Origin of the sequence: Undibacterium sp. TC9W (genome assembly GCF_049339865.1) — a bacterium.
In the GTDB taxonomy this organism is placed as follows: domain Bacteria; phylum Pseudomonadota; class Gammaproteobacteria; order Burkholderiales; family Burkholderiaceae_D; genus Undibacterium.
In genome coordinates this window covers 187,019-213,726 of the sequence record NZ_JBMPPJ010000002.1, presented here as the reverse complement: position 1 = coordinate 213,726, position 26,708 = coordinate 187,019, and the positions used below count along the sequence as shown (strand labels likewise).

22 protein-coding genes and 1 riboswitch are annotated in these 26,708 nt (G+C 51.8%); of the genes, 9 read left to right on the top strand and 13 right to left on the bottom strand.

The genetic code is table 11. The features are described from left to right. Positions 1-63: 63 nt before the first annotated feature. Positions 64-150, top strand: a riboswitch (cyclic di-GMP riboswitch). Between the two features lie 76 nt (positions 151-226). Next, the gene (locus tag ACO0LN_RS03240; RefSeq protein WP_422970942.1) at positions 227-3,100 is read left to right on the top strand and encodes a putative Ig domain-containing protein; all 2,874 of its coding nucleotides are present in this window, start codon (positions 227-229) and stop codon (positions 3,098-3,100) included. Positions 3,101-3,217: 117 nt separating this feature from the next. On the opposite strand, the gene ACO0LN_RS03235 is transcribed toward ACO0LN_RS03240, so the two are convergent. From ACO0LN_RS03235 to ACO0LN_RS03220, 4 genes are all read right to left on the bottom strand, one after another. Beyond that, the gene (locus ACO0LN_RS03235; RefSeq protein WP_422970941.1) at positions 3,218-4,639 is read right to left on the bottom strand and encodes a multicopper oxidase family protein; all 1,422 of its coding nucleotides are present in this window, start codon (positions 4,637-4,639) and stop codon (positions 3,218-3,220) included. Positions 4,640-4,664: 25 nt separating this feature from the next. Next, entirely contained in the window at positions 4,665-6,074 is a 1,410-nt protein-coding gene (locus tag ACO0LN_RS03230; protein WP_422970940.1) for a TolC family protein, read from the bottom strand. A 201-nt stretch (positions 6,075-6,275) separates the two neighbouring features. Next, positions 6,276-6,656, bottom strand: a complete 381-nt coding sequence (locus tag ACO0LN_RS03225; RefSeq protein WP_422970939.1) for a hypothetical protein — start codon at positions 6,654-6,656, stop codon at positions 6,276-6,278. Positions 6,657-6,711: 55 nt separating this feature from the next. Then, positions 6,712-7,317: a LysE/ArgO family amino acid transporter gene (locus ACO0LN_RS03220; RefSeq protein ID WP_422970938.1), complete on the bottom strand. Its 606-nt coding sequence runs from the start codon at positions 7,315-7,317 to the stop codon at positions 6,712-6,714. 259 nt (positions 7,318-7,576) lie between these two features. Here ACO0LN_RS03220 and argP point away from each other — a divergent pair, with 259 nt between their 5' ends. Next, the gene (gene argP, locus ACO0LN_RS03215; protein WP_422970937.1) at positions 7,577-8,488 is read left to right on the top strand and encodes an HTH-type transcriptional regulator ArgP; all 912 of its coding nucleotides are present in this window, start codon (positions 7,577-7,579) and stop codon (positions 8,486-8,488) included. Here argP and ACO0LN_RS03210 read toward each other — a convergent pair. From ACO0LN_RS03210 to ACO0LN_RS03175, 8 genes are all read right to left on the bottom strand, one after another. Next, entirely contained in the window at positions 8,469-9,737 is a 1,269-nt protein-coding gene (locus tag ACO0LN_RS03210; protein ID WP_422970936.1) for a GGDEF domain-containing protein, read from the bottom strand. The genes argP and ACO0LN_RS03210 overlap by 20 nt on opposite strands. After that, complete coding sequence (locus ACO0LN_RS03205; protein WP_422970935.1) at positions 9,734-10,786, bottom strand: ABC transporter substrate-binding protein; 1,053 nt, start codon at positions 10,784-10,786, stop codon at positions 9,734-9,736. The genes ACO0LN_RS03210 and ACO0LN_RS03205 overlap by 4 nt, the downstream gene beginning before the upstream one ends. 286 nt (positions 10,787-11,072) lie before the next feature. Further along, the gene (coaD, locus tag ACO0LN_RS03200; RefSeq protein WP_422970934.1) at positions 11,073-12,212 is read right to left on the bottom strand and encodes a pantetheine-phosphate adenylyltransferase; all 1,140 of its coding nucleotides are present in this window, start codon (positions 12,210-12,212) and stop codon (positions 11,073-11,075) included. Next, positions 12,209-12,850, bottom strand: coding sequence for a dephospho-CoA kinase (coaE, locus tag ACO0LN_RS03195; protein WP_422970933.1), 642 nt, complete (start codon positions 12,848-12,850; stop codon positions 12,209-12,211). Before coaE ends, coaD begins: the two co-directional genes overlap by 4 nt. Positions 12,851-12,984: 134 nt before the next feature. Continuing rightward, on the bottom strand, positions 12,985-14,394 hold the full coding sequence (locus tag ACO0LN_RS03190; RefSeq protein WP_422970932.1) for a heavy metal sensor histidine kinase: 1,410 nt from the start codon (positions 14,392-14,394) through the stop codon (positions 12,985-12,987). Then, positions 14,391-15,062: a heavy metal response regulator transcription factor gene (locus ACO0LN_RS03185; RefSeq protein ID WP_422970931.1), complete on the bottom strand. Its 672-nt coding sequence runs from the start codon at positions 15,060-15,062 to the stop codon at positions 14,391-14,393. Before ACO0LN_RS03185 ends, ACO0LN_RS03190 begins: the two co-directional genes overlap by 4 nt. A 60-nt stretch (positions 15,063-15,122) precedes the next feature. Then, positions 15,123-16,520 (bottom strand): YncE family protein, encoded by a 1,398-nt coding sequence (locus ACO0LN_RS03180; RefSeq protein WP_422970930.1) that lies wholly within the window; start codon positions 16,518-16,520, stop codon positions 15,123-15,125. An 81-nt stretch (positions 16,521-16,601) separates the two neighbouring features. After that, positions 16,602-16,982 carry a DUF305 domain-containing protein gene (locus ACO0LN_RS03175; RefSeq protein WP_422971270.1) on the bottom strand — a complete coding sequence of 127 codons (381 nt, stop codon included), beginning with the start codon at positions 16,980-16,982 and terminating at the stop codon, positions 16,602-16,604. 527 nt (positions 16,983-17,509) lie between these two features. Between ACO0LN_RS03175 and groES the strand changes: the two genes are divergently transcribed. The 4 genes from groES to ACO0LN_RS03155 all read left to right on the top strand — a co-directional run bounded on the left by groES (position 17,510) and on the right by ACO0LN_RS03155 (position 22,529). Further along, on the top strand, positions 17,510-17,800 hold the full coding sequence (gene groES, locus ACO0LN_RS03170) for a co-chaperone GroES (protein ID WP_110257032.1): 291 nt from the start codon (positions 17,510-17,512) through the stop codon (positions 17,798-17,800). Between the two features lie 41 nt (positions 17,801-17,841). Beyond that, positions 17,842-19,491 (top strand): chaperonin GroEL, encoded by a 1,650-nt coding sequence (gene groL, locus ACO0LN_RS03165; protein WP_162059682.1) that lies wholly within the window; start codon positions 17,842-17,844, stop codon positions 19,489-19,491. 333 nt (positions 19,492-19,824) lie between these two features. Next, complete coding sequence (locus ACO0LN_RS03160; RefSeq protein WP_422970929.1) at positions 19,825-21,807, top strand: OPT family oligopeptide transporter; 1,983 nt, start codon at positions 19,825-19,827, stop codon at positions 21,805-21,807. A gap of 272 nt (positions 21,808-22,079) precedes the next feature. Next, a complete protein-coding gene (locus tag ACO0LN_RS03155; RefSeq protein ID WP_422970928.1) occupies positions 22,080-22,529 on the top strand; it encodes a nuclear transport factor 2 family protein in 450 nt (149 codons plus the stop codon). A gap of 119 nt (positions 22,530-22,648) precedes the next feature. Here ACO0LN_RS03155 and ACO0LN_RS03150 read toward each other — a convergent pair whose 3' ends face one another. Further along, positions 22,649-23,539, bottom strand: coding sequence for a LysR family transcriptional regulator (locus ACO0LN_RS03150; protein ID WP_422970927.1), 891 nt, complete (start codon positions 23,537-23,539; stop codon positions 22,649-22,651). Between the two features lie 112 nt (positions 23,540-23,651). On the opposite strand from ACO0LN_RS03150, the gene ACO0LN_RS03145 reads away from it, so the two are divergent. The 3 genes from ACO0LN_RS03145 (at position 23,652) to ACO0LN_RS03135 (ending at position 26,655) form a co-directional block, all read left to right on the top strand. After that, positions 23,652-24,350, top strand: a complete 699-nt coding sequence (locus ACO0LN_RS03145) for an NADPH-dependent F420 reductase (RefSeq protein ID WP_422970926.1) — start codon at positions 23,652-23,654, stop codon at positions 24,348-24,350. 136 nt (positions 24,351-24,486) lie between these two features. Further along, the gene (locus tag ACO0LN_RS03140; RefSeq protein ID WP_422970925.1) at positions 24,487-25,113 is read left to right on the top strand and encodes a hypothetical protein; all 627 of its coding nucleotides are present in this window, start codon (positions 24,487-24,489) and stop codon (positions 25,111-25,113) included. A 618-nt stretch (positions 25,114-25,731) separates the two neighbouring features. Continuing rightward, a complete protein-coding gene (locus ACO0LN_RS03135; RefSeq protein ID WP_422970924.1) occupies positions 25,732-26,655 on the top strand; it encodes an NADP-dependent oxidoreductase in 924 nt (307 codons plus the stop codon). The last annotated feature ends 53 nt before the right edge of the window (positions 26,656-26,708 follow it).

Here is a 26,708-nt window from a genome sequence, read left to right as displayed (position 1 = left end):
GACATTTTTCCGCTTTCATTTGGGCGGAAATATTTGTACCCTGAATCTGTAATTTCAATTTCAAAATCTTGAGGGCAAACCCGTTGAAAAATGGGGACGCAAAGCCACCGGCCTAAAGCGCATCTGCGCCATGGTAGCGGGGTTGCCGGTGATGGTGTCTGCTTATTTTTGGCACGATACTATTATTCGTCGAATCACCGCCCTCTGCTTATATCGGAGTGCATTTGTGATCATCGAAAAAAAGTTGTTCTTCACCATACCCAAGCCACTTGGCTTGTCTTGCTTGCTGATCAGTGCAAGTATCCTCAGCGCTTGCGGCGGCGACAATCCACAAGTCAGTCAGTCCAGCATTGCATTACCACCTCAGGCAGTGGCAACTGGAACGACGACACTGGATATAACTGTCCCTGTTTTGCCGCCTGATGTGGCTGCACAGGCGACACAACCGACCTTTCATCTGGCTCCGGTTTTGCTTGATCCACCGACGGATATTGATGCGACTGACAGTAGCAGGTCGGCCCACATTCCAGCAGCGGCGCTGAGCATACCGCGAGAACTGCAAGCAGTGCGTGGGCGCGGTTTGACTGTCGGTGCAATTCGCTCTTTGCCACGACCACAGCTGGCACCACCGCCTGCAGGTGAGAACGCACAACCTATGGCAGGCACCTCTGTCGTTTCTACCTATACGCCTGCGCAAATCCGCGCTGCGTATAGTCTCCCTGCGCTCCCTGCCAGTACCAGTGGATTGACTGCAAGCCAGGCTGCACAGCTTGGTGCAGGTCAGACGATTTATATTGTGAATGCAAATCACGATCCCAATATCGTTGCAGAACTGAACGCTTTTAATCAAAAGTTTGGTCTTCCCGCATGTACAGTAAAAAGCATTCCTGCAGGTACAGCCCTGCCATTACCAGCAGCGTCAAGCAGCGCTTGTGAGTTTTCTGTCGTCTATAGCACCAGTGCAGGTAGCATGACCAGTACAACGCCAGCATTCGATTCTGGCTGGGCTACGGAAATTGCGCTCGACGTGCAATGGGCACATGCCACAGCGCCATTGGCCCGTATCATTTTGATTGAAGCTGCGGATTCCTCCATGAGTAACATGGTGGGTGGAATCAAACTGGCCAACGCAATGGGGCCTGGCATCGTCTCCATGAGTTTTGGGTCATCCGAAGGAAGCTGGACAGCTGGAGTCGAAAGCACGTTCACCACCGCCAAAATGACCTATCTGGCTGCAACCGGCGATAATGGGCCAGCCGTTGAATGGCCTGCAGTTTCTCCCAATGTTGTCGCCGTTGGTGGCACCAGTCTCACCTATACAGGTACAACACGTGCGGAGGTGGCCTGGTCCAATACCGGAGGTGGAGTTAGTGCATACACGGCGACACCAAGCTATCAGAACAATACAGTGCCGGGTGTGGGTACACCCGCCCGCAGGACCGTCGCTGACGTCTCCATGAACGCTGACCCGAACACTGGCCAGTACGTCGCCGTCATGACGCCAGGAAGCAGTGTTGTAAACTGGGTCAGTGCAGGCGGCACCAGCCTTTCCACGCCCCAATGGGCCGGGGTGATTGCCATCGCCAATGCGACTTTGGCGCAAGCTGGCAAACCAGTTCTGGGTGCACCGCATGCTGTCCTGTATAACAAAATTGCGACAACTCCTGGCAGCTATGCCAGCAGTTTTGCCGATGTTGCGAAAGGCAGCAATGGCACTTGCGCAAGTTGCGTTGCCAAAACCGGGCATGACCAACTGACCGGCCTTGGCACGCCCAATGTCACCAGCTTGTTAAGTACACTCGGCGGCACAGTCATTGCAACAGCGCCAACCGTAACTTCGGCAAGCATCAGCGGGCAAGTTGGCACGGCATTGAGTTTTACCGCATCTGCAACAGCGGCTAATCCCCTCACCTATACCTTGACCGGCAACCCGGCAGGCTTGAGCATCAACAGCAGCGGTATTGTTAGCTGGGCCACGCCTGTGGCAGGTACATACACTGTGGTCGTTACTGCACTGGATGCAAAAACAGGACTGAGCGGCAAAGGCACTTATACAATCGTTATTTCTGCCCCTGTGCCACCAGCGATTACTGCCGCCACCATCAATGGAAAAGCAGGCACTGCGCTGTCCTTCAATATAACAGCGACATCCACTAATCCGCTAACCTACAGCATCACTGGCGCACCAAGCGGCATGACTGCTACTTCTGCGGGCGCTGCGACCTGGCCAACGCCAGTTGCAGGAACCTACTCAGTGACAGCAACTGCACTCGATGCAAAGACCGGATTGAGCAGCAAGGCTGTCTATACCGTTGTGATTGCTGCTGCAACACCTCCTGTCGTGACTGCTGCAACGATCAATGGAGTAGCATCAACCGCACTGACTTTTAATGTGACCGCAACATCTGGCAACCCAATGACTTATAGCCTGACAGGAGCACCTGCTGGAATGACTATAGGGTCAACAGGAACTGTAAGCTGGGCTTCACCTGTTCTTGGCACGTATTCAGTCACTGTCAATGTAACGGACAGCAAGACAGGATTGACAGGCAAAGCTGTGTATACCGTCGTGATTGCTCAGCAACCTGCGCCTGCAGTAACTGCGGCGACGGTCAATGGAACCGTTGGTACTGCACTGTCCTACACCGTAGCAGTCAAAGCCTCGAATCCAGTCACCTATACACTGACTGGTGCGCCTGCCGGACTGACTATCAGCAGTGCTGGCATTATCAACTGGGCTAGTCCTGTTGCAGGAAATTATGCTGTCACAGTGCTTGCGAAAGACAGCAAGACTGGCTTGAGCGGTCAGGCGGTCATCAGCATCAGCGTTGTGGCATCTGGCTTGAGTATCAACGCACCGGCAATGACAGGCACTGCAGGCAAGGCGCTAACGGGCAGCATCACGATCAATGCGCCCGGTGCGACCTCGATTTCCATCTCGATCACGGGCGCTCCTCTGGGCCTCGGATTTTCCATGAGTGGACTAAGTATTGCAACCAGCTGGGCAAGCCCTGTAAAAGGCAGCTACACCATGCTTATTACTGTGACTGACAATCTTGGAAGAAAGGCGACTGCCAGCGTACCTATCACAATCAACTGAGACGATCAGTTGAGATAATCGGCTAAGACGATCAAGCAAATACAAAAGGCGGAGCATTGTGCTCCGCCTTTTGTACTCTGGCTTTGGACTTTCTATTACCCGCAGCCATTTTCTTTTTTAATGCCCGCTATGACCTTGCGGCTTGCGCACCTGCACTTCAAGCTCCGGCATGACACGTGAGCCATGCTTCATGCCAGCATGCACATCAACAGGCTGAGCAGGCGGGCGCGGCGCTTCTGCCACGGGGCCGCCATATTCATAGGCTACCGTCCCCTTGAGGTGCCGGAACCAGCCGGGATCTTTATAATCACCCGGTTTCTGGTCTTTGCGCACCTTGACTACGCTGAACATGCCGCCCATTTCCAGCCCGCCAAACGGCCCCTCGCCTGTCATCATGGGCAGGGTATTGTCAGGCAAGGGCATTTCCATAGCTCCCATGTCGGCCATGCCCTTGTCCCCCATAGTCATGTAAGCAGGAATGAGCTTGTTGATCTTGTCTGCCACGTCCTTGTGATCAACACCTATCATCGACGGCACATTATGGCCCATGGCATTCATGGTGTGATGGCTCTTGTGGCAGTGGAAGGACCAGTCACCTTCTTCATCGGCGACAAATTCCACCTGGCGCATCTGACCGACGGCAATATCCGTCGTTACCTCTGGCCAGCGTGCAGTTCTTGGTACCGGGCCGCCATCCGTGCCTGTCACGGTGAATTCATGACCATGGATATGGATGGGGTGGTTGGTCATCGTAAGATTGCCTACGCGTATCCTGACCCTGTCATTCTTGCGCACATTCAGGGTATCAATGCCGGGGAAGACGCGACTATTCCATGTCCACAAATTAAAATCTGTCATGGTCATGATATTAGGTTTGAATGCACCTGGCTCTATATCATAAGCACTGAGCAGGAAAATAAAGTCCCTGTCGACTTCATCAATCTGCGGATGTTTATTTTTGGGATGGGTAACCCATGAGCCCATCATGCCCATCGCCATCTGCGTCATTTCATCGGCGTGCGGGTGGTACATGAAGGTACCTGGGCGACGTGCAACAAATTCATAGACAAAGGTCTTGCCCGGCTGTATTGACGGCTGGGTCAGGCCGGATACGCCGTCCATGCCATTTGGCAGCCGCTGGCCATGCCAGTGTATGCTCGTATGTTCGGGCAAACGGTTGGTGACAAAGATGCGTACTTTATCGCCCTCCACCACTTCTATCGTCGGCCCCGGACTTTGGCCGTTATAACCCCATAGATGCGCTTTCATACCGGGTGCCATTTCGCGCACGACTGGCTCTGCCACGAGATGGAATTCCTTGACACCATTATTCATGCGCCATGGTAGCGTCCAGCCATTCAGGGTCACTACCGGATTATATGGGCGGCCGTTCTTGGGCTGCAATGGTGGCATGGTATCCGGGCTAATTTGTGTGACTGCTTCTGGCAAGGCTGCCAATGCCACCTTGCTGACGGTGCTTGCTGCGAGTGCACCACCAGCAATGCTCGCCAATTTAAAAAAATCTCTTCTTGTACTCATGTTATTTCCTTCGCAGATCGTGTGATCAATGCGCTGCTTCTGCCGTGGCAGTTGATTTAACGGGATTCAGATTACTTGCGGACGGGCGCCCCAGCAACTCGGCCTGCAAGGCCGCATCTGCCAACCAGAATTGTTGCTCTGCATTGATGGCAGCCAGCACACTATTGATTTGCTCGCGGCTGTCGGCCAGCAATTCAAATACGCTGATGAACATGCCGTTGTAGCGCAACTGGTTTTCTGCCGAGATGCGTTTGCGTAGCGGCAGTATCTCGTCGCGGTATTGGCGGGCGATATCATACATATTACGATAGGCTGAGTAGCTGACGCGCAGATGCGAGCCTGCATTATTGACCGTCGCTTGCAGGCGATAACTGGCGGCCAGGGTATTCGCATTCATGGCTGTTCTCTGCGCATCGCCCCAGTCAAATAGCGGCAACCTCAGGCTGACCTCAAAGCCGCGTTTGATCTCGCCATGTCCCGCTGCATCAAAATTGGTATCGCGCCTGATACCCAGTTCGATATCGGTAAAGCTGCTGACCAGGCTCAAACCCTGGCGTGCTGCGGCGGCGTCCAGTTCCTGTTTTGCCAGTTGTATGTCAAGACGGTTTTTTGTCGCTTGGGGACCCAGGCTTTCTGCTGCCAATGGTGTTGCTGGTAAATCCGGCAGGCGCTCAGGTAACTTCAGTGTTTTTTCCTGTTCATCATTCAGACCCAGCAAGCGCACCAGCTCTTCGCGGGTGGCAAGACTGGCATGGCGGGCAAAACTGAGCTGTGCCATCGCGTCAGCCTTGAAAGCCAGTTGGCGCGCTGCTTGCAAGCTATTGAAATTGCCCGCCTTGTGCATGCGCTCTGCCAGCATGGCACTGGCATCGGCCGCTTCACCAACTTGTCTGGCATATTCCAGGCTCTGTTGTGCAGCGACTGCCTTGACCCAGGCAATACGCACCTGGCTAACGCTGGCTATGACATCCAGGCTCAACTGCGTCTGCGCCTGTGCCAGGCTATGCTGTGCCATGGTCTGCCTTTGCGGCAGGTTCAGCAAGTCCAGCAGGCCAAAACTCAGCAAACGACCCAGTTCCAGCTCACCTGACTGGCGGTTGCGTTCAAACGTAAAAAGCGGATTGGTGATGCGGGCGCTTTGCGCTGTGCTTGCGCCTGCAGCCTGATGCTGCGCCAGCATGGCTTGCAAGGCTGGACTATTCAACAAGGCCAGTTGTACAGCAGCGTCTTGCGACAAAGGCTGTGCCAACAAGCTTGCTGCCTGGTCCTGCATGTTTTTTTGTTGCTCAGGCTTGCTCGCCAGAACCAGTTTGCCCTGGGTGTAAGCCGGATATTGCTGATTGAGTTTTTGCGTGCTTTGATCGATATCAAAACTGGCGCAGCCAGTCATCACCAGCAATGCCGGTAACAGATATCGGTAATGTATGTGCGACATGAAGTCCTCGCGATATGAAGTGTGTTCCCGTCAAATGGGTGAAGTATTCGTAACTTGGGCTACCCACGCATGTTGGGCTGAGCTTGTAGGTTGGGCTACGGTTTAACAGCCCAACACTCGGCCTCAACAAACGTTAATCTTATTCAAACGCCCAGTGTTGGGCTGATAAGGCGCAGCCCAACCTACGAACAAACTAATTATTCAGACGAGAACAGCCTTAGGAGGACGCTCCAGCATGCGAGCAGACACAGATGCAGGTAACAGGACAGGCAGTACCTGGGCATCAGCATGCATAGGTACAAATGCAGAAATTGAAGGAGCAGGCATGAGCGCGATACCCATGCAACAAGGGGAAGAAGACTTGCAGTGATCGGCCACTTTGGCTTTCACAGAATCTGAACCATGATCGCTAGCCTTGGCAGCGGGCTGGCAATGTTCATTACCGCTGACAACAGAGCTACCAGTCTGAACAGGCATATCCATGGCGCAGCCCAATTTACTGGCGACAGCAAAGCCCTGCAGGGGCAGCAGTACCAGTACCAGTAACAGGCAAGCAATCAATAAACGCCAGGATTTTTTCATGTGCTGAAGTTATCACAATTCGGGCTTTTCAACAAATGGCCAGCTCAGAGCCAGATCAACCCAGCATTAAATTGAGCGCCAGCATCAGCATCACAATACCGACCAGACTATCCAGCACCCGCCATGCCATGGGTTTGGCAAACCAGGGCGCGAGCAGGCGCGCACCAAAGCCCAAAGCCGCAAACCAGATCGTCGCATTCAAGACGGCACCCACGGCAAACCAGTATTTGCCATTGCCTGGCTGCTGGCCACCTATGGCACCCAGCAACACCACCGTATCCAAATAAGTGTGGGGATTGAGCAAAGTCGCTCCCAGCACTGCCAGTGCAGCCTTGCCAGCCGTCAGGCTCAACTCCCCAGCTTCAGGGACCAGGCTTTGCTGGCTAGCCGCAGCGCGCAGAGAGCGCACGCCATACCAGACCAAAAACGCGGCCCCGCCCCAACGGGCTATCATCAGCAAGATTGGCTGGCTATTGATCATGCCACCTATGCCGGCCACACCCGCCAGTATCAGCAGCATTTCACACGCGATGCAGATCATCACCGTCAAAGCAACATGCTGTTTACGCAAACCCATTCGCAAGACATGGGCATTTTGTGAACCAATAGCCATGATCAAACCTGCACTCATGCCCATGCCCTTGAGTATAAAAGCCAACATCATCTGTCTCCCATTTGTCGATACAGGGAGTTTGGGCAAAAAAAGGGTTAATATGAAGTATATTTAAAATATTTCCTATTTCATTAAAATTTCTTAATTAGAAAATTAATTCTTTTGTCTACTCTGTGGTGTAGCAGGGAATTCGTGCGGTATATCGCACGCCTGCGCAACGAAGACTGCTTGCAAGCAGGCGTTCCTTTCTCTGTGCCTCCGTGTCGAGATGTCTTTAGCCAAAACCACCCATACAGTCTGATAAAACATGCAAACAAGACTAGACAGCCGCCAATGCGAAGCCTTCCTCAGTGTTATTGACCATGGCAGTCTGGAACAGGCGGCGAAGGCGCTGAGCCTGACCAGTTCGGCCATTTCCCAGCGCATCAAGGCACTGGAAATGGAACTAGGCAATACCCTGCTGGTACGCAGCCGCCCCTGCCGCGCCACGGCAGCCGGGCAAAAACTGGTACAGCACTTGCGCCGGGTGGCAGAACTTGAACAGGATTTGCAAAGCGAATTTGCCGGTCAGCAAAGTGCCGCCATCAGCATTGCCCTGGGCGTCAATGCCGATAGTCTGGATAGCTGGTTATTGCCTGCCCTGGCAGGATTTTTGATCGCTGAAAATATCTTGCTTGAAGTGCTGATTGATGACCAGGATCACACGCATGATTTACTGGAAAGCGGTATGGTGCTAGGCTGCCTCTCTGCTGAACAAAATGCCATGCGGGGTTGCCAGGCTGTGCCGCTGGGCTTCATGCGTTACCACCCAGTTGCCAGCAAAGAATACTGTCAGCGCTGGTTCCCGCAAGGGATGACGCGCGAAGCAGCCAGGCTGGCACCGGTACTAACCTTCAATCGCAAGGACAAATTGCAGGCACAGATACTGCTAGAACATTTTGGACTGCAGGAACATACTTACCCCACACACTATGTACCGGCAACAACGCCGTATAACCAGTCGATTTTACTGGGACTGGGCTGGGGCGTGATTCCTGATGTCATGCTGAAAAATCTGGATCAGGACAAGCTGGTCAGGCTTATGCCGCATCATCCTGTGGATGTAGCCCTGTACTGGCACCACTGGAAAGTACAGACGCCCCGGCTGGCTCGGCTGACAAATACCCTGGTCAGGCAAGCCCGGGAGAGCCTGCAGCAAGTCAGGGGGCCAGATAAATGACGGGTGCAGCCATGGGCTGTACCTGGTTGCGCCCCTGGGACTTGGCTTTGTACAGGCATTCGTCAGCACGCTGCACCATGCTTTCCATATTGTCGGCCGCTTGCAATTGAGCCACCCCAAAACTGGCGGTGATGTGTAGCATGGTGCCATTGGCCAGACGTATGGTCAGTTGATGTTCGACTTTCTGGCGTATTCTTTCTGCGACTTCAAGTGCGGCCAGCAAACTGGTCTCAGGCAAGACCATGATGAACTCTTCGCCGCCGTAGCGGACTATCCAATCGACATCAGCACGCAACTCATCGGCCAGGCATTGGGTAAAAGCGATGAGCACAGTGTCGCCTACTGCATGCCCATACTCATCATTGATTTTCTTGAAGAAATCTATGTCGCAAAACACCAGCGACAAATGGCGCTGGTAACGCACGGCTCTCTGGATTTCTGCAGGCATGCGCTCATTGAACAAGAGGCGGTTATAACAGCTGGTGAGGCCATCGGTAATCGATAATTGCTTCAGGGTTTTCATCGCTGCTTCGAGCTGGCTGGTTCGCTCAGCGACTAGTGCATCCTGGTTGGCGATATGTTTTTGCAGACTGTCCTGCATGGTGTGGAAACCATCGACGACCAGGTCAATTTCGTTATATCCGTCCTCCGGTTTGCGTTTTAATTCCAGCTTGGTCGCGAGCTGGTTGGCTTGCAGGTTTTTGACAAAATCTGCCAGTTGTCGCATAGGCCTTTCAAGATCACGCCGCAATATCGCCACGACCGCCATAAAAATAAAAATCGACAGGATGATGACTTCGATAATGACGATAATAAAGCTGCGCAACAATTCCTTGCGCAAGATAGTCTTATCGACGACAAACTCCACCGTACCCACTGTTTTGCTGGCATCTGCCGGGGCTGGGATGTTGAACTTCATGTGCTGGCCATTTCCGAGGCGATTGACATCACCACCTGTAAATTGCTGCCCGGTGCTGGCCTTGATGGCCACATAAGAAATCGTTTTATTCTTCAAAATCAAATCGATTTGCTTTTGTATGGTTTGCGGCTCTATATCCCAGATAGCGACAGACAATAAAGGCAGATGCGCATGGGCCACATCATCCACAGTCATCGTGAAGTTTTCTTCTATGGCGCGGTAATTGAGCCAGGCTTGCAGGCTGCTGATACAGATCACGCACAGGATCACCCATTTGAAGACACGTCGTATCAACAAACTGGCGATCGGTTGCAGGACTTGCTTGCTCATTTGCGCTGGTCTGACTGTGTCAATAAATGCCGGAAACTGAAATCATATTTTTTGATGGCAGGGTTCAGGTATTTGCTGAACTTCCTGAAATCCACTTTTTCAAAATTCTGCGCGCCAAACAATTGCTCGTAACGCCTGGCCTCTTCTGGTGTGAACAGTATGAACATGGATCTGTTTTGCTCCAGGCCTTCATCAGCAAAGTCCTTGCCATGGTGATAGTCATATAGCATCACCAGGCCAAATGCACCGGTAATGAAATGGCCGCCTGCCAGCGCCGTAAGGCTCCCGGACTCCAATGCGGCAAAAGCTTCAGCCGAGGTGTTGATGGCACTGAAATGAGCATCGCGCCCTGGTTTGCCACCGCGGGCGCGCCAGCTTTCCATCGCACCAAAGCTCATCAAATCATTCCCGGCCCAGATCAGCCTGGTCTGTGGATAGCGCTGATACAGCCAGACACTCTGCTCCTGTGCCTTGGCACGGTTCCAGTCGCCATAGACGACCTGATCCAGTACCACATTCGCTTCTACAACAGCCTTGCGCATACCTTCAGTGCGTTTATACGATGTCGCCGTGGATCTGTCCCCGGCAATTGCCAGCATGTGCAATTTGCCATCAGAACTGAACATTTTGTCTGTCTTGCCACGTTGTATCAGCGCGCGTGCGGTCAGGTAACCCGCATCTTCTGCCTGCGGTTCCAGCACCCCCAACCAGCCCTTGTAAAACTGACGTGGCATACCGGTTTTTTCCCTGTCACCAGCATCATTGATACCGCTATAGGCAAAAAAAGTCTTGATGTTTGCGGCATCCAGTATGCGCAGGGCTTCGGCACCGACAGCATAATCATTCGACAAGATCACATAGTCAGGCCGCTTGCCAGCCGGGCGGGCAGCAATTTGCCTAGCGTATTCCAGCGTCTTTAAATGATCGCGTTCAGAATAAATGACTTCGAGATGGATGCCCAGGCTGCGGGCGGCAGCCGACATACCGTTGCTGGCGGTGACCCAGTAGATTTCATCGGATTTACCCGGATTGAGAAAGGTGACGGTCATAGCCATAACCACACAAGGCATGAACAAGGCCATGCAGGCGCACAAGCAAACAACCAAACGATAAATCCACATTCCTGCCTCCGCGTATCCTGTCATGTAAGAACTGCAAATGATGACGGGATCAGTGCCTGTCTTGAGTTCGCCTAGGTGATGGTGAACCGACAGTTTTTTACTCAGCTTCTATTTTCGCGGTTTTCTTGAGCAAAAAGTTGCTCATTCACAAAAAATCACATTTATGTGAATGAGCGGATGTGCCAGGAATACGAATGTGGCCCTGAGAAAAGGGCTATTTCAACAAGGCTTTTTCACGCCTGATATTCACCAGCGCCTGGCTGGTGTAGAGCTCAGCAAACCAAATATCAGAAAACAAGTTGCCAGCTACTGCCTGTGCCTCAAAATGGCTTAATACACGCGCCCTGCCCGCCTGGTAAGTGGCATCATCGACGTCACTGTATTCAAGCCTTACAGTTGACGCGTAGGCATCATAAGTGTCCGCCGCCTGCCCCAGTATCGCCAGATCAACACCGAGCATGGCATCTTTCAAGGGGTGGCTCAGGCCTGCACTCTGGAAGTGATCTGTCACCCGTATCAGGTCAGCCACCTCCTGCGCATGCTCTGATCCCAAGCTGGCATCCAGCCACAACCTGGCACTTTGCTCTTCATTAGACAGACCAGCATGCTTGCCAACAGAGCCGCCATAGACTGCGTCATGGAACCAGAAAGCTTTTTTCAATATTGCTACATCAGTCTTGCTGGCGCCCGTATTACTCGCCCAAGCCGATATCTCACTCAGGCCATGCACCAGGTGATCCAGATTATGATAAGTCCGGCGTGCTGCGCCATAGGCCTCATCACCAGTCAGATAATCAAACCAGTGGTCCAGTTTGCTGGTTTCAACACCAGCCCCCTCCCAAAGTTTTTGCCAGTCTGTACGCAGCCAGCTTTTGATCCAGGCGATATAAGCGGGCATGGGCATGAATTTTTTTACCGTCCAGTGCCAGCCCACTGGTCCCTGCAGGGCCCGCACGAAACTGGAACTGACCGAGCCAAGATCACGCGGTGGCATTACAAAAATAGTCTTGGCACCATCAAGCACATCGACATTGGTTTGCTGTATCAGGTTTTCATAATCAAAGTCTGAGGTATTGCGTATGCCGCGTACCAGATACTCAATACCGTGGCGCTTGGCGGCGCGGGCCGTGTAATCGCCTTTGACGATAACCACACTGACATTGTGCCAGCCGCATTCAGCGACGCTACGCTCGATAATATCCTTGCGTTCGATCGCATCAAACTGCGGCTTCTTGACCGGGTTTTCAGAAATAAAAACCACCACTTCATCTGCCAAAGCGCGGGCCTCTTGTATCACCCATAAATGACCATTGGTGATCGGGTCCAGAGTGCCAGAGAATGCGATTTTTTTCATTGTGTGCTCCAGTGCGACATAAAAGTAAGGTGTTGCTGCAAGACTGCCTGTTCCAGTTCCATGATGTTGCCCTGATTGACGATCATGGCATCGGCGTATTCCTTGTACTGATCCAATGTGGCCTGCATATTGAAAACCTGCCTGATCTCAGTTTCAGTCCAGTCAGGGTTACGCTGACGCACGCGTCGCAGACGAATTTGAGCGTCAGCATGCACCAGCAAAGCGCTATCGTACATGAAGCCGCCAGGTTCATCAGGCAAGAGCGCGGTTGCCCAGATCACATACGGCGCAGTTTGCTGCACAGTCCATTGCCGCATTGCTGCCAGCACATGAGGCTTCAGCAGGCACAGCAAGCGACGATTGGCATGTGCATCATGCGTCAGCACAGCGCGCAAGCTACCACGCCGCAAACAGCCATCTTCTGCCAGTAATTGCGGCAACTCCTGTGCAATCTGCTTCATCACAGGATGTTGCGGGTCCTGATGTATTGCCCTGGCGATCAAGTCAGTATCGATGACGGGCAAGCCCAGTTGCTGAAAACACCTGGCTGCGCACGATTTGCCGCTGCCCATGGGCCCAGTCAGCAAGACCACGCGAACGGGTAAATGTTTGGCAAAGATATCATTCGGAGCTTGCATGTGAGCTATTTTCAATATTTGGTTAATCAACCAATATTTGAAGCCTAATCCAGAAAAGTCCAAAATACAAGTAATTTTGGTTATATAACCAACATAAATATTAAAAAAATTTAATGCTGAATGATCCGCCTCTTTTACGCCGGGAAAAACAACTCCAAAACAATAGCCTGTTCATTCTTGTTATAACTGACACTGATATGTCCGCCATGCAAATCGACAATAGCCTTGACGATGGACAAGCCCAGGCCATTTGATTCTGTATGGCTGTTGCGGGCGCTGTCACCGCGGTAAAAGCGGTTAAACATTTTGTCCAGTTGCGGCTGCTCTATGGCAGCACATTGATTGATGATGCTGATCCTCGCCCCTTCGGTGCTTGCGATGGCTTTCACCCGTATCACCCTCCCGGCTTGCCCATGTCGTATGGCGTTGATGAACAGATTACTGAGTGCCCTCTGCAGCATCAGGGGATTGGCATGGACCATGCCATCAATACCACCGACATCGACAGCAAAATGCATGTCGCGCTCTTGTGCCAGGATGTCGAAATAATCAATGAGCTTGCCCATCTCTGCTGCCATTGATAGCGGCTCTTTTTCGACCACAAAACCTGCATGATCGATGTGAGCGAGAAACAGGATGTTTTCGATGATGCGCGCCAGCCGGGCATATTCTTCGAGATTGGATTCAAGCAGGCTTTCATACTCATCCACCTCCCTGACCTGCGCAAAGGCCACCTGGGTCTGGCCCATCAGGATATTGACGGGTGTGCGCAATTCATGCGCCAGGTCTGATGAGAATTGAGAAAGTTGCTGGAAGCCTGCTTCCAGCCTGTCCAGCATGTCGTTGCATGCAAGGGCCAACTTGCGCAAGTCCGGCGGCATATCTGCTGCTGACAGGCGCAAGGACAGGTTTTTAGGGCTGATCTGCCCGGCCTGACGGCTCATCGTCGCGACAGGCAAGAGGCCGCGTCGCAAGATCAGGTAACTCAATACGCTGGTCAGCAACACCGTCAATGCAACTGCGGCAATCACGCGCAAGAGGTAAGTTGACAGCACACCAGATTCTTGCGTCATCACATAGGCGGCGATGATTTCCACCTTGTCTTTATGATTGCCCACTTCTGCCAGGGCTGCTACCCAGCGTACCCGCACGCCATCATCGCGCTTACCGTCACGCAAGGCAGCGAGCGTCAGTGGCACGCCGAGATCAACCGGCTTCATCGCTGGCGGTGACATCGCCCCGGGATTGACGTTGATGAAAGGCGCATCACCAAGCCTGCGAAAAATACGCACATCCTGTTCATTGCCGAGCATGCTTTCAAACAAGGTGGGGTGTGCTTCCATCTGCTGGATATTGTAGAGATCACGGAAAAGGGTACGGAAGTGCTCTACCCTGCCTATCAGGGTATAGTCAGCACGTTGCTCCAAAGCCTGCCTGGCCGAGGTATATAAATACATGCCAAGACTGCTCATGATGACAAAAACCAGCACAGAAAACAGTGTGGTCGCACGCCGGGTCAGGCTCCATACACGCCAGAAGTTCATGGATTTTCCGCAAACATATAGCCCACGCCACGCACGGTGTGGATGAGTTTTTTCTCAAACGGCGCATCCAGCTTGGCACGCAGGCGTTTGACGGCAACATCAACGACATTGGTATCACTGTCAAAATTCATGTCCCATACCTGGGATGCGATGATAGTGCGCGACAATGCCTCACCCTGGTGCTTGATCAGCAGATGCAGCAACATGAATTCTTTACTGGTCAATACGATGGGTAAATTTTGACGGGTGATTTTATGACGCACGGTATCAAGCTGCAGGTCGGCGACCTGGTAGATGTCGGCATCGCGCCTGACGCCACGGCGCAACAGGGTACGGATGCGCAGCACAAGCTCAGTAAATGAAAAGGGTTTGACCAGGTAATCATCTGCGCCCAGTTGCAGGCCGCGTATCCTGTCATCGACATGGTCGCGCGCAGTCAGGAAGATGACAGGCATATCCTGCTTGCTGCGCAGCGATTGCATCACTGTCCAGCCATCAAGGCCGGGCATCATGACATCAAGAATGACCAGTTCATAGCTTTGCTCCATGGCCAGATGCAGGCCATCAACGCCATTCCTGGCAAGATCAACGGCATAGCCTGATTCGCGCAAACCCTTCTTCAGGTAGTCGCCGGTTTTCTGATCATCTTCTATGACTAATATGGTCATCCGTATCCTGTATGCATGACGCGTTGATGGCCGGATTCTACCATCCGGCCATCGCCTGGATTAATTTGTGCTCACCATCACAGCTAACTCTGCATTCAGTGCCTTACTGCCTTCCATGACAATCAGTCGTTGAGCTTTGATGCTGGCATCTGCCTTTATCGCTTCCCTCACAGGGCCTATCACAGTTGCATTGGCTGCGCCTTTCGCATCGGTCTTCAAACGGCCCAATACGGTGTTTTGCCCATCAAGATAAACCGTATATACAGTTTCTGGCTTGAGCTTGAACAAGGCCACTTCCAGCGCATCGACTATACCCAGATTACGCAACACGACAAAGCCCCTGCCCTCACCATTCACGGGTTTCAAACCTATGTTCACCGGCTCATTATTGCTACGCGGGACCAGATTCGCTGCACCATTGGCACTATCGCCACTCTCGACCACGTTAGATACATACACCAGCGCCTGCGGGGCCTGGCCACCAGCCATGTGGGCAATGACTTTATTGCTGACGGTATCAATGACATCAACGCCATCACCATTCTCCAGCCCGACATACATGCGGCTGTGATCGTCCGACGCCCATATGCCATGTGGCAAGGCTCCGGTTGCAATACTGGCCAGCAATCTGGGCTCTTTTTCTGTCGTGAATACCTTGACGACATTCTCACCGCCTATGGTTACATAGGCCAGTGTCTTGCCATCAATGTTGGCAAAAGCCAGGTGATTGGAAATAAAGCCGGTATCAAACACGCCGGTCACTTCCAGCGTTTTTGTGTCGATGCGGGTGACTTTGCCGACGTCTTTGTGCGTCATCCACACTTGGCTAAAGTCTGGCGTAAATTGCAAAAACGGTGAGAACGGGCTGACCACCTTGATACGCTTGATGACTTCATGCGTAGCTACATCAATCACATCGACCATGGGCGTGAAGCTCGACACCACAAAGGCCAGCTTGCCAGCAGGATGGAATTGCACCATGCCCGGCCCCAGGTCGGTCTGTATACGCCGCGTCTCCTTGAAAGTAACTGGGTCTATGACCGAGATATAGTCTTCACCACGCACAACCACCCAGACCTCTTTACCATCTGCCGTGAAAAAACCTTCATGCGGCGAACGGCCCACATAAGTCGTGCCCTTGACCTTGTTGGTGGCAGTATCAATAAATACTACCGAGTTGGAACCATTGGCTATCGCCAGCAAGGTTTTATGGTCTGGCGAAAACCCCATGCCATGCACATTGATCTGCCCCTTGTACAAGGGCGACAAGACATCAGGACGCGGATTACCGAGCCTGATCTGCCCGACCAGGGTATTGCTGGCGGGGTTGAATACCGAGATGGTATTGCTGTTCTGGTCTGCCGTATATACCCGATCACGCGCCGAAGGCAGGGCCCAGGCTGTGTGTGCGATAAGAGTGCTTGCCGCAATCAATGCGAGCGCTGATTTGTTTTTCATGATGATTTTTTTTGAAGTGAGAGGAATAACCCAGGTTTTAAACTCTGGCGGAGTAACGACTGAGTGACTAATGAGTAAGAACTATTTGCCGGCAGCCTGAGGGTGCTGCTGCAACCAGAGCTGCATGAGTTTGATTTCGTTTTGCTGCTCAGCGATGATGCCCAGTGCCAGGTTCCTGACGGCCGGGTCCTTGCTATACAGTAAAACCGCCTTGGCCATATCGACGGCACCCTGGTGATGAGGAATCATCATGCTCATAAAGTCATGCTCACTCTGACCATTCATGGGCGCACATTTCATACCTTCATCCATAAGCTGCATGGCATCATCCATCAGCGCAGCGAACGGCTTCGCTGTGGTTGCCATGAAAACTGGCTTGCTGCCATCAACTTTATCCGCAGCACAAGCCACAGCGGGGCCATGATGATGTTCATGCGCCATTGCTGGTGAAAAGCACAACATCAGACTGATACCCACGCCAGCACATAAAACTTTGAGCGAGCTACCCTCACCCCGGTCAAAACCCGAAAGGACACCACCTGTTACCATCATCCTGCTCCTTGAAATTTCCATGATTTGTATAAACACAAGCCGCAAACCCATGCGCGACGATGGAAAGTGTAGAAGCCCTGCCTGGACAGAGAGGTGACAGTTAGATGACAGTTTTGTCAGAAAGAGGCGGAAAAAATTTCAAATTAGACAATATCAACCCAATAAATGAGCGGAAATTAATTTCCAAAAGGAAATAAAAATACAATTATTTTGTGAAACCACATCTCAAAAACATGGAAATCATCACAAAATCATGCTGATAAAAACTGCCAAACCCTTGATTATTAAAGAAATATTAGTTTATCCCTTTTTTAGCTCTTGAAAAGCCCAACCCCCGCCCATATACTTAGCACTCGTTGGGAGAGAGTGCTAACAAAGTCTTTCCCCAGCTTAATTGAATTCCAATAGTAATTACTCGCAAATTTAAAGGAGCTAGTATGAACCTTCGTCCCCTGCATGATCGCCTGATCGTGAAACGCCTGGATCAAGAAACAAAAACCGCATCCGGTATCGTTCTGCCTGACGCTGCTGCTGAAAAGCCAGATCAAGGTGAAGTGCTGGCTGTTGGTCCTGGCAAATTGCTGGACAACGGTACTGTGCGCGCCCTGGACGTTAAAGTCGGCGACCGCGTTTTGTTCGGTAAATATTCTGGTCAGGCTGTCAAAGTTGACGGCAACGAAGTTCTGGTGATGCGTGAAGAAGATATCTTCGCGGTCGTACAGAAGTAATCGACATCCACGATATCAATTAAAGAATTCGGAGAATTAATATGGCAGCTAAACAAGTAATTTTTGGTGATGACGCACGCGCGAAAATCGTCAATGGCGTCAACATCCTGGCGAACGCAGTTAAAGTTACCCTGGGCCCTAAAGGCCGTAACGTTGTTCTGGAACGCTCTTTCGGCGCACCTACAGTCACTAAGGACGGTGTCTCTGTAGCTAAAGAAATCGAACTGAAAGACAAGCTGGAAAACATGGGTGCACAACTGGTGAAAGAAGTGGCTTCCCGCACTTCTGACAACGCTGGTGACGGCACAACGACAGCGACAGTTCTGGCACAAGCCATCGTTCGCGAAGGTTTCAAATATGTAGCAGCTGGCTTCAACCCAACTGATCTGAAACGCGGTATCGACAAAGCGGTTACAGCCATCGTTGCTGAAATCAAAACGCTGTCCAAGCCAACAACAACCAACAAAGAAATCGCTCAAGTTGGTTCCATCTCTGCTAACTCCGATGCAAACATCGGCGACATCATTGCAAAAGCAATGGACAAAGTCGGCAAAGAAGGCGTGATCACTGTTGAAGACGGCAAATCCCTGGACAACGAACTCGACATCGTTGAAGGTATGCAGTTTGACCGTGGCTATCTGTCACCATACTTCATCAACAATCCAGAAAAACAATCCGTTATCCTGGAAAACCCGTTCATCCTGTTGTTCGACAAAAAAATCTCGAACATCCGTGACCTGCTGCCAGTATTGGAACAAGTTGCAAAATCCGGCCGCCCACTGCTGATCATCGCTGAAGATGTAGACGGCGAAGCGCTGGCAACTCTGGTTGTGAACAACATCCGTGGCATCCTGAAAACTGCAGCTGTTAAAGCTCCAGGCTTCGGCGACCGTCGCAAAGCCATGCTGGAAGACATCGCTATCCTGACCGGTGGTCAAGTGATCGCTGAAGAAGTTGGTCTGACACTGGAAAAAGCAACTCTGGCTGATCTGGGCCAAGCTAAACGTATCGAAATCGGTAAAGAAAACACGACCGTTATCGATGGCGCTGGCCAGGCTGTTGGTATCGAAGCACGCGTTAAACAAATCCGCGCGCAAATCGAAGAAGCAACTTCTGACTACGACCGTGAAAAACTGCAAGAACGCGTTGCCAAACTGGCAGGCGGCGTTGCTGTGATCAAGGTTGGTGCTGCAACTGAAGTTGAAATGAAAGAGAAAAAAGCACGCGTTGAAGATGCTCTGCATGCAACTCGCGCTGCCGTAGAAGAAGGCGTTGTTCCTGGCGGTGGCGTTGCCCTGCTGCGCGCACGTCAAGCTGCTGGCGAAATCAAGGGCGACAATCCTGATCAAGAAGCAGGTATCAAACTGGTTCTGAAAGCAATCGAAGCACCTCTGCGTGAAATCGTTGCAAATGCCGGTGGCGAACCTAGCGTTGTTGTTAACGCCATCATCAATGGCAAAGGCAACTACGGCTTCAATGCTGCCAATGACACATACGGCGACATGATAGAAATGGGTATCCTGGATCCAGCTAAAGTAACTCGCTCTGCATTGCAAAATGCCGCGTCTGTTGCTGGCCTGATCCTGACTACTGACGCTCTGGTTGCTGAATTGTCTGAAGACAAGCCATCCATGGGTGGTGGTGACATGGGTGGTATGGGCGGTATGGGTGGTATGGGCGGCATGATGTAATAGCTGCTAGCTACTCTTACAGAGTCGCATTGCTCAAAACCCCGCAACGCAAGTTGCGGGGTTTTTTATTGTTTATACAATTTATAGCCTTGCATAATAGATGCCCTAATCTTCATTTTTTGTGCCTGCTAAGTTATGAATCGTCGCAAATAACACAAGACAGCAAATTTTTACACGGTCCGCTTGACAGAAAACATCTGTCGCTTGGATACTGCCGCACCTGAAAGAAAATTTTCATATTTCCGGCTTTGTGTTTCATATTTGCAATGATCTTGCGTATGCATCGACAAGCTGGGCATCATCATCAAGCAAGACAACCGCTTTGGAGAAAATATGGCGCTGCAACAATTAAGCGATGAGCAAATACGAACCTGGACCCGCGCCCAAAAGGACGAGTGGTGGTTTGCCAATATTTACCGGGGTGACATGGCGCAGTTGACCATACGCTCGGCATTCACTGGCTTTTTGCTTGGCGGCATATTGTCGGCAACTGCTTTATACATCGGTGCCAAAACCGGTATCACGATAGGCGTAGGCCTGACCTCAGTCATCCTGGCCTTTGCGATTTTCAAGATACTCGCCAATCTGGGCCTGGCCAAGGATTTCACTATCCTTGAAAACAACTGCACGCAATCCATAGCAACAGCTGCTGGCTACATGACCATGCCGCTCAATACCGTGCTGTCAGCCTATATGCTGATCAGTGGCACTGTAGTCAGTTGGTGGCATCTGGTGGTATGGATGAGTATCTGCTCCATCCTGGGTGTGCTTGTGGCCTTCCCTATGAAGCGCCGCTTTATCAATGAAGACCAACTGCCCTTCCCTGAAGGACGTGCCTGCGGCGTGGTGCTCGATGCGGTATATACCGGCGAAGCTGCGAGCGGCATGTACAAGGCGCGCCTGATGGCTTTCTCTGCGATGTGGACGGCAATCTACCAAATGATCACCAGCGATGGCTGGATGAAACTGATACAGTTCAAAATCCTGCGCATGGACAAATGGGCAGGCATGACAGAAGCATGGCATTTCCAGGAGCGGTTTGATTCTTACTATTACGCCGCTGCCGTCAAATATGACATGCTGATCCCAAAAATCCTGGGTACAGATTTCCGTGCACTGGGTCTGCGCTTTACCCTCGATGCTGCAATGCTGGGCGTCGGCGGCCTGATGGGCATACGTGTCGCCAGCAGCGTTTTGCTGGGCACCATTATCAATTTCGTTTTCCTGGCACCGTGGATGATACAACGTGGCGATATCGTCGAACGGATCGCTCCTAGCGGCAAACTGGTACCTATTTCCCGTACCGAGATCGTCAATCAATGGGGCCTGTGGTGGGCGGTTTCGATGATGGTGGTGGCCTCCTTCATCAGCCTGGCGGCCAAGCCTGAACTGTTCACCAGCCTGTTCAAAAAATCTGACACCAAGAAAGTCGCAGACCAGACCAGCACTGTGCTTGATCATATCGAAGTACCGCTGATCATGTCTTACATAGGTATCCCTGTATTCAGTATCCTGGCTGCCTGGACCACGCATGAGTTCTTTGGCGTACCCTGGCTGATGTCCATCATCACCCTGCCCCTGGTATTCATCCTGACTATCATCTGTGCCAATGCAATGGCGCTGACCTCATGGACACCAACAGGCACCTTGTCAAAAATCACCCAGTTCAGCATGGGTGCGATCGACAGCACCAACCCTGCCAACAATCTGATACCTGCGGGCATGACGGCGGAAGTGGCATCGAATGCATCCAATCTGTTGTCTGATATCAAACCTGGCTACATGCTGGGCGCGAAACCAAGGCAGCAGGCGATAGGCCATATCATCGGTATTTTTTCCGGCGCGCTGGCTTGCGTACCGTTGTACTTCCTGCTGTTCCTGCCGCCAGATGCTGACGGCATACGTTCTACTGCCACTATCGTTTCCGACAAATTTGCCTTCCCGGGCGCGATGCAATGGAAAGGCGTGGCCGAGCTGATCGCCAAAGGCTTCAGCAGCCTGCCAGCATCTGCCATCACCGGCATCATCGTGGCAGCAGTAGCGGCTACCATCATCGAAATTGCCCGTATCATCACCAAGGGTCGCTTCCCGCTGTCCGCCGTCTCAATCGGCCTGGGCGTCATCCTGCCACCAGAATCCTGCCTGGCAATGTGGATAGGCGCAGCGATTTTCTGGTGGATGGGTAGCCGTAACAGCACACCTGGCAGTAAAGGCCATGAGTTCTGGGTAGAAGGCTGCGAACCTATCTGCGCTGGCCTGATCTCTGGTGCCGCATTGATAGGTATAGGCAATGCGATTATCAACGTCCTGATCTGATCCTGCATAAATAAGCATTAATACGTATCACTACTACGGGCCCCGCTTTTGCGGGGCTTTTTTTTGTAGCTGTGAATTTTTTGGCTGAAGATAGCAACGCGAACAAATGCCGGGAACCAACATGAATATGCCGGGTCAAGGTAGATTGATGGTTTTGCTCAATCAAGCGTCAGGCAAGGAGATACCTGCCAAGGTATCGACAAATATGTCATTCTTCATGTCACCCCGTCTTTGATCTTTTAAAAGCCGCACTCAATCAGGAACCCAACGCCATGTCCATTGTGACCCTTTTCATCGCTGCTACCTTTTATGCCGGCCCTGGCAGCAATCAAACCACCGCTGATGCTGCGACGATTGCCGCCATCGAAGCCACTTGCTACGACTATATCGACGGCCAACTGGAAGCAGATCCCAAGCGGGTAGCCAGGTCGCTACATCCCGACTTGGCAAAGCGCGCCGTGATAGGCGACACACCGGACGAACGCCTGGGCCTGCGGCGCATGTCTAAAGAAGAATTGGTCGGCCTGACCAAGGCAGGCGCACTTAAAACACCGAAGGCAGAATGGAACCGCAGTTGTACTGTCCTGGACGTAACAGACAAGGCAGCCTCAGTACGCCTGGAAACCCCATGGTTTGTCGATTACTTCCACATGGGTAAATTTGAAGACCGCTGGATTATTGTGAATGCGCTTTGGTATAGCAAACCCAAGAAAAACAGTTAAATGACTTTGGAATGAGGTTCTGGTTAGAGGACTTGCTAATTAAATCAATAGAAAGATAAGGCCTGCGTTCGGTAGAGTGCGCCATGCGCACCGTTTCTATCTTAATTACTCAAGCACCTCTACATACCAAGCTCGCTAACGACTGTGTCAATAAAACTCTTCAGCTTGGGAGTCTGCCTGCGGTCAGGATGGTAGATAAGATGCACGGGCCGTGATGGTGTTTCATAATCAGGCAAAATTTTAACGAGACGACCAGTGCGCAAATCTTCACGCGCAAGGTCCTCTGCAATATAAGCCACGCCTATCCCATTTAAGGCTGCAACCAGCAATGCCTTTGCATCGTTGAGTTGCAAGCGGTGCCGGACCTGAGCATGGAATTTTTCTGCTCCACGCATAAAGCGCCATTCGCTGGCGGTTGAACCAGTGCTGGATGCATAAGCCAGGCACTCATGTTTTTCCAGATCAAGCGGCGTGGCGGGAACACCCCTTTCTTTGAGATAGTCTGGTGATGCGCAGGCGACCAGGCGAAATGGTGCAAGCTGGCGCGCGATAAAGCTGGAATCACTCAAACGGCCTATACGAAACACTGCCTCAAACTCTTCTTCCACCAGATCAACATAGCGGTCACTCAGTACCAGATCAATTTCTACCTGCGGATACTGTCGCAAATAGCGGGCAATGACAGGTGTCAGCGCGTATGTGCCAAACGACACCGGCGCATTGATACGCAAGCGCCCTTTCGGCGCACCCTTCACCTCGTCGGCGAGCGAATCAGCCCAGTCTGCATCGGCCAACACCATCTTGCAACGATCATAATAAGACTTGCCGATATCGGTCAGGCTCTGCCGCCTGGTAGTCCGGTTGATCAGGCGCGTGCCAAGGCGCCTTTCCAGCCAACTGACATGCTTGGCGATCATCTGGGGCGACATGTTCAGCGCACTGGCAGCTGCGGCAAAAGAGCCAACTTCCACTGTTTTGACAAAGGCAGCCATGCTTGCGAGTCTGTCCATTCCATACTCCTGGTTGTTACACACATACAAATATCAGTATTTATGCGCGATTCAGATTGGAATAATATCACCGTCTCAGCCTCAAAAGCGGCGTTAAAAAAGGAAAGAAATCATGAGTAAAATCGGAATTATCGGCTCTGGCAATATCGGCGGCGCACTGACACGTTTGTTCACCAAGGCAGGGCACGATGTGGCAGTAGCCAATTCACGTGGCCCATCTTCGCTGCAGGATTTGGCAAATGAAACTGGTGCCCGTCCAGTGACGATCACTCAAGCTGTGCAGGATAGTAAGATTGTGGTCGTGACCATCCCCATGGTAGCGGTCGCCAGCCTGCCCAAAGACCTGTTCAGCAATGCCCCTGCAGACTTGATAGTCATCGACACCAGCAACTATTATCCGCAACACCGTGACGGTTTGATTGTTGAAGTTGAAACGGGAATGACAGAAAGTGCCTGGGTTGAGCAGCAGCTTGGACGTCCAGTAATCAAAGTGTTCAACAGCATACTGGCAGATCACCTGCTAAGCATGAGTAAGCCTGATGCACCGACCGACCGGGTGGCGCTGGCAGTCGCAGGCGATGATATGAAAGACAAAGCAGTCGTCATGCAGCTTGTCGAAGAAATTGGTTTTGAAGCCGTTGACGCAGGTTCGATAGAACAATCATGGCGCCAGCAACCGGGCTCACCGGGATATCTCAAGGACTACAACGCCGCAGGTGTTCGCAAGGCATTGGCAGAAGCACGGAAAGAACGAACTTCCGAATGGCGAGCTACTGTGAATAGTCCTGGCACTTTCGAATCACCAGCCTGATCCCTGTCCACACCGCCTTGAACATAGTTGAGATATCACGGCATTCAAGCTATGCCCGACTCCGGTGCAGACAACTGCAACGTATGTCGGCGCCAAAGTCATATCTGCGACACATTTATTTTTTTAGGAAATTGCCATGCACAACTTATTAAAACTTATACTTGTTGCTGCCATCAATACCATCTTCACCATTTCTGTACATGCACAAACAACTGCGGCGCCAACAGCCAAAGATATCACGCCCGCCAGTATGAACATTCTGGGCCGCGAGGGTGAAGCACTTTCCAGCCGTGTCGGCCTGTGGGATGTCGTTGAGACAGCCTGGTCGCGTCCCGGTGCGACACCAAAAATCATCCGCGGACAAGTTGCCGAAAGACGTATGGTCGGCTTGTATTTACAAGAGCTACTACATCCCTCTGCAGATACAGTCGGCAAAGGTGTGAATCGCCTGGATTATCTTGGGTTCAACCGCGTGACGGGGCGCTGGGAATATCTGTCGATGGATGCCCGCGTGGCAGTCGGCCTTATGCCCGCCTGGAGCTTTGACAAGGACAATGCGGAGCGCATCCGCGTGCAATTCGACCCGTTTGTCGTACCAGGCAGTGGCAATGTGGTCACTGGTCAATTGCTGAGGATGGAACAAGTCTATGAAAAATCTGGTCCAGATAACGAGGTCAAAAACCAGTACTTCATCCTGGCCGATGGCAGCGGCACAAAATGGCTCGCGCATCAGTACATTTATACCCGCCGCAACGTACAGTGACGTCATTCAATGTTTAATGCAGGCCATGGATTTCGATGCGGTCCAAGCTGATCCACAAAAAAACCATGTCCTCCGATAAAGGCGGAAGGAACAGCCTTACTCCAATACTACTGACGCTCAACTGACTGGCACGCACTGCAATTTATTGGTGCGCTCTGCCAGTCAGCCAGCTTTTCTTGAATCCAAAAAGATGCTTGGTCCGGCAATTTATCTGCCAATGAGTGGCCATGACTTACATTCGCCCCTATAGATATTGCCAGCTCCGACTTTAGTCAATTTCACTGGACTCGCCGGGAATGTGCGGGCATTTGCCTGGCGTAAAACTCCTCCCCTGATACCAATTCTTCTGCAAGTAGAAGTTAGCTGCGCCCTTCCCTCTATGACGGCACCCCTGACTTTTTGAGCTTGACAGTCATTCCGGGCGGATGATTTTCAAAGTAAATTTGTCCAGAAATGCGTGCATGCGTCACATCACTTTTATTGAGTCTGGTGCAATCAATGACGCATGGATTATCCATATTTCAAATAATCATTTATACCTGATATCTATTGGACGAATATTCCTGAGGCCCCTATCATTTCCCCATCATCTCCTCTCACATTTTTCGAAAGACAAGCATGAAAGCACTAAATATTCGCCATTTTGGCCAGTTATCTGATGCCAGCCTGGAAGATGTACCACTCCCGGCCCTTGCATCCCATGAAGTCATCGTACGCATTAAAGCAGCATCAGTGAATCCCCTGGATTTGAAGATACTTGCCGGCCAAAAACAGGCGGCATTTCCAGTGAACTTCCCTTACACCATGGGAACTGACTTCGCTGGTGTTGTCGAAACGACTGGTGAGGGTGTCACTGGCTTCAAACATGGCGATCGCGTAGCAGGCCGTCTCAGCCCAACCGCTGGCGGCGCCTTGGCAGAGTATGCCGCAGTGCCTGCCGATCTCCTATCCCACATCCCGGCTGGCGTCAGTGATGAGCAGGCTAGCGCCCTGCCGACGGCCGCAGCGACGGCCAGGCAGGCCCTGTTCAATGTGGGCAAATTATTGCCGGGACAACATGTACTGATACACGCAGGCGCTGGCGGTGTCGGCAGTTTTGCCATTCAGCTTGCAAAGCAGGCAGGCGCGTATGTCATCGCCACGGCGTCAGAGCACAAACTCGATCTCATACGCGCGCTCGGCGCAGATGTAGCAATTGACTATCACAACAGTGAGCTGCTTGAGCATCTCGGAAGAATACATCTGGTGCTGGACACCCGTGGCGGGGAAACGCTGGCACGTTCCTGGGCAACCGTCCGTCCTGGCGGAAGCATAGTATCCATCGTTGATAACACCATTAAACCACGCGACAAGGTTCAGGCCGTGTTCACAGCGATAAAGCATGACGCATCTGTCTTGTCTGATCTGCTGAAAGACGTTGAAGCTACGCGCCTGAGGGTGCTAGTGGACTCAACTCATATTCTGGATGATGCACATGGCGCTCTTGAGCGCTTAGCCGCTGGTCATTCCCGCGGCAAGATCATCATACGCATCGGAAGCTAAAACGTACCACACGACAATCAACAATCAACAATCCCTGAAGCAGGACAACATAC

What these genes read in the sequence shown, in the direction of transcription:
- ACO0LN_RS03235 (WP_422970941.1), bottom strand. Translation starts at nt 4,639, where the DNA reads ATGAGTACAAGAAGAGATTTTTTTAAATTGGCGAGCATTGCTGGTGGT.
- ACO0LN_RS03230 (WP_422970940.1), bottom strand. Translation starts at nt 6,074, where the DNA reads ATGTCGCACATACATTACCGATATCTGTTACCGGCATTGCTGGTGATG.
- ACO0LN_RS03225 (WP_422970939.1), bottom strand. Translation starts at nt 6,656, where the DNA reads ATGAAAAAATCCTGGCGTTTATTGATTGCTTGCCTGTTACTGGTACTG.
- ACO0LN_RS03220 (WP_422970938.1), bottom strand. Translation starts at nt 7,317, where the DNA reads ATGTTGGCTTTTATACTCAAGGGCATGGGCATGAGTGCAGGTTTGATC.
- argP (WP_422970937.1), top strand. Translation starts at nt 7,577, where the DNA reads ATGCAAACAAGACTAGACAGCCGCCAATGCGAAGCCTTCCTCAGTGTT.
- ACO0LN_RS03210 (WP_422970936.1), bottom strand. Translation starts at nt 9,737, where the DNA reads ATGAGCAAGCAAGTCCTGCAACCGATCGCCAGTTTGTTGATACGACGT.
- ACO0LN_RS03205 (WP_422970935.1), bottom strand. Translation starts at nt 10,786, where the DNA reads ATGACCGTCACCTTTCTCAATCCGGGTAAATCCGATGAAATCTACTGG.
- coaD (WP_422970934.1), bottom strand. Translation starts at nt 12,212, where the DNA reads ATGAAAAAAATCGCATTCTCTGGCACTCTGGACCCGATCACCAATGGT.
- coaE (WP_422970933.1), bottom strand. Translation starts at nt 12,850, where the DNA reads ATGCAAGCTCCGAATGATATCTTTGCCAAACATTTACCCGTTCGCGTG.
- ACO0LN_RS03190 (WP_422970932.1), bottom strand. Translation starts at nt 14,394, where the DNA reads ATGAACTTCTGGCGTGTATGGAGCCTGACCCGGCGTGCGACCACACTG.
- ACO0LN_RS03185 (WP_422970931.1), bottom strand. Translation starts at nt 15,062, where the DNA reads ATGACCATATTAGTCATAGAAGATGATCAGAAAACCGGCGACTACCTG.
- ACO0LN_RS03180 (WP_422970930.1), bottom strand. Translation starts at nt 16,520, where the DNA reads ATGAAAAACAAATCAGCGCTCGCATTGATTGCGGCAAGCACTCTTATC.
- ACO0LN_RS03175 (WP_422971270.1), bottom strand. Translation starts at nt 16,982, where the DNA reads ATGTTGTGCTTTTCACCAGCAATGGCGCATGAACATCATCATGGCCCC.
- groES (WP_110257032.1), top strand. Translation starts at nt 17,510, where the DNA reads ATGAACCTTCGTCCCCTGCATGATCGCCTGATCGTGAAACGCCTGGAT.
- groL (WP_162059682.1), top strand. Translation starts at nt 17,842, where the DNA reads ATGGCAGCTAAACAAGTAATTTTTGGTGATGACGCACGCGCGAAAATC.
- ACO0LN_RS03160 (WP_422970929.1), top strand. Translation starts at nt 19,825, where the DNA reads ATGGCGCTGCAACAATTAAGCGATGAGCAAATACGAACCTGGACCCGC.
- ACO0LN_RS03155 (WP_422970928.1), top strand. Translation starts at nt 22,080, where the DNA reads ATGTCCATTGTGACCCTTTTCATCGCTGCTACCTTTTATGCCGGCCCT.
- ACO0LN_RS03150 (WP_422970927.1), bottom strand. Translation starts at nt 23,539, where the DNA reads ATGGACAGACTCGCAAGCATGGCTGCCTTTGTCAAAACAGTGGAAGTT.
- ACO0LN_RS03145 (WP_422970926.1), top strand. Translation starts at nt 23,652, where the DNA reads ATGAGTAAAATCGGAATTATCGGCTCTGGCAATATCGGCGGCGCACTG.
- ACO0LN_RS03140 (WP_422970925.1), top strand. Translation starts at nt 24,487, where the DNA reads ATGCACAACTTATTAAAACTTATACTTGTTGCTGCCATCAATACCATC.
- ACO0LN_RS03135 (WP_422970924.1), top strand. Translation starts at nt 25,732, where the DNA reads ATGAAAGCACTAAATATTCGCCATTTTGGCCAGTTATCTGATGCCAGC.